General features: G+C 67.4%; 2 protein-coding genes. One reads left to right on the top strand and one right to left on the bottom strand.

Translation table 11 applies throughout. The annotated features are described in order from the left end of the window. Positions 1-872, bottom strand: an 872-nt coding sequence (locus ABNT58_RS14805) for a cache domain-containing protein (RefSeq protein WP_348754226.1), incomplete at its 3' end; no start/stop codon positions are given. A 199-nt stretch (positions 873-1,071) separates the two neighbouring features. On the opposite strand from ABNT58_RS14805, the gene htpG reads away from it, so the two are divergent. Beyond that, a partial coding sequence (htpG, locus tag ABNT58_RS14800) for a molecular chaperone HtpG (protein ID WP_348754225.1) occupies positions 1,072-2,087 on the top strand: 1,016 nt, incomplete at its 3' end.

Below are 2,087 nucleotides of genomic sequence, written 5' to 3'. Positions count from 1 at the left end.
GCCGTGGCGCCCAGCATCACCAGGCCCAGCACGGCCAGCGTGGCGCCGACGGCGGCAAAGCCTTCCAGCGCATCGGCCTGGTCCACCGCCACCAGCAGCGTCCAGTCGGTGCCGGCGATGGGGCGGGCCGTCATCCAGTAGTCGCGCTCACCGATGTGCAGCGGCGTGAAGGCATTGGCGGTGCGCAGCTGGGCGATGCGCGCGGGCGTCAGCTCGCCCGACAGCGTGCTGGCCGGCTGCAGCGCGCGCGCCGGGTCGGCGTGCGAGACGATGAGCCCCGACTGGTCGACCACGAAACCGAAACTGTGCGGCGAAGGCTGTACCGCCTTCACCGCCTGGTTCACCTCGGTCAGCGGGATGTCGCCCGCCACCACCGCGGCCAGGCTGCCGCCGCGCTGCACCGGGGCAGCGAAGGTCACCACCAGTTGGCCGGTCTTGGCGCCGCGGTAGGGTGCCGTGAGCACCGGCTTGCCGGCGCTGGCAGCGGCCTGGTACCAGGGCCGGCTGGTGGGGTCGTAGTTCGCGACGGTGTCCTGCTGGCGCGAGAACACGGCCCGCTTGTCGGCATAGCCGGCATAGGCCTTGTCGAAGGCGCCGGCTGCACGCACCAGTTCCAGCGCAGGCGCCGGGTCGGCCTGCAGCGCGGCCGGCACCAGGGCCTGCACCGCGCTGGTCTTGTCGGCCACCCAGGTGGCGATGCCGCTGGCGTAGCTGTCGGCCACGGCGCCGGTGTTCTTCTCCAGCACGCCGTACAGCGCGTTGCGGGTGGTGACGAAGCCGCCAGCGGTGAGCAGCGCCATGGCGATGGCCACGGTGGCAACGGAGGCGGCAGTGAGCTTGCCGGGGATGGACAGGCGGGACAGTACGGCCATGGTGTGCGTGGTTGAGCGCTGAACAACCTGGACTCACAGCAACTGCTACACACTCGAGCCAGAACTGTCAGGTCTATCGGCTCGGCCGTTGCCGGGCTTGAGTGGCGCCATGACGCGGGCCCCTGTTGAAAACCGCACGGCGCAGCCCCATCTCGCACCTCACCGGTTCAACCCTTGTTGGCAACTCATTCGAACGACCATGGAAAAACAAACCCTTGCCTTCCAGGCCGAAGTCCAGCAGATCCTGCATCTGGTGACGCACTCGCTGTACTCGAACAAGGAGATCTTCCTGCGCGAGCTGGTCTCCAACGCGTCGGACGCCTGCGACAAGCTGCGCTTCGAGGCGCTGGACAACAACGCGCTGTACGAAGACGCGCCCAACCTGGAAGTGCGGGTGTGGTTCGACGCCGAAGCCAAGACCCTCACCATCCGTGACAACGGCATCGGCATGAGCGCCGACGAGGCGGTGGCGCACCTGGGCACCATCGCCAAGAGCGGCACGCGCGAGTTCATGTCGAAGCTGGAAGGCGACCAGAAGAAGGACGCCAACCTGATCGGCCAGTTCGGCGTGGGCTTTTATTCCGGCTTCATCGTGGCCGACCGCATCACCGTGGAAAGCCGCCGCGCCGGCCTGGCGGCCGACCAAGGCGTGCGCTGGAGCAGCGACGGCTCGGGCCAGTTCGAGGTGGAGACCATCACCCGCCCCGAGCGCGGCACCGACGTCATCCTGCACCTGCGCGACGAAGAGAGCGAGTTCCTCAGCACCTGGCGGCTGAAGTCCATCATCGGCAAGTACTCCGACCACATCTCGCTGCCCATCCTGATGAAGAAGGAGGAGTGGGACGCCGAGGCACAGAAGCAGGTGGTCAAGGACGAGTGGGAAACCGTCAACAAGGCGGCGGCGCTGTGGGCGCGCAGCAAGAGCGACGTGACCGACGCCGAGTACCAGGACTTCTACAAGCAGATCAGCTACGACACCGAAGCGCCGCTGGCCTACACCCACAACCGCGTGGAAGGCCGCAGCGAGTACACGCAGCTGCTGTACGTGCCGGCCAAGGCACCGTTCGACCTGTGGAACCGCGACAAGCGCGGCGGCGTGAAGCTGTACGTCAAGCGCGTCTTCATCATGGACGACGCCGAGGCGCTGATGCCGGTGTACCTGCGCTTCGTCAAGGGCGTGATCGACTCTGCCGACCTGCCGCTGAACGTCAGCCG

The organism is uncultured Aquincola sp. (assembly GCF_964001545.1).
Classification (GTDB): domain Bacteria; phylum Pseudomonadota; class Gammaproteobacteria; order Burkholderiales; family Burkholderiaceae_C; genus Aquincola.
Note: the sequence above shows the minus strand (reverse complement) of the source record. Positions and strands in the feature narration are given on the sequence as shown.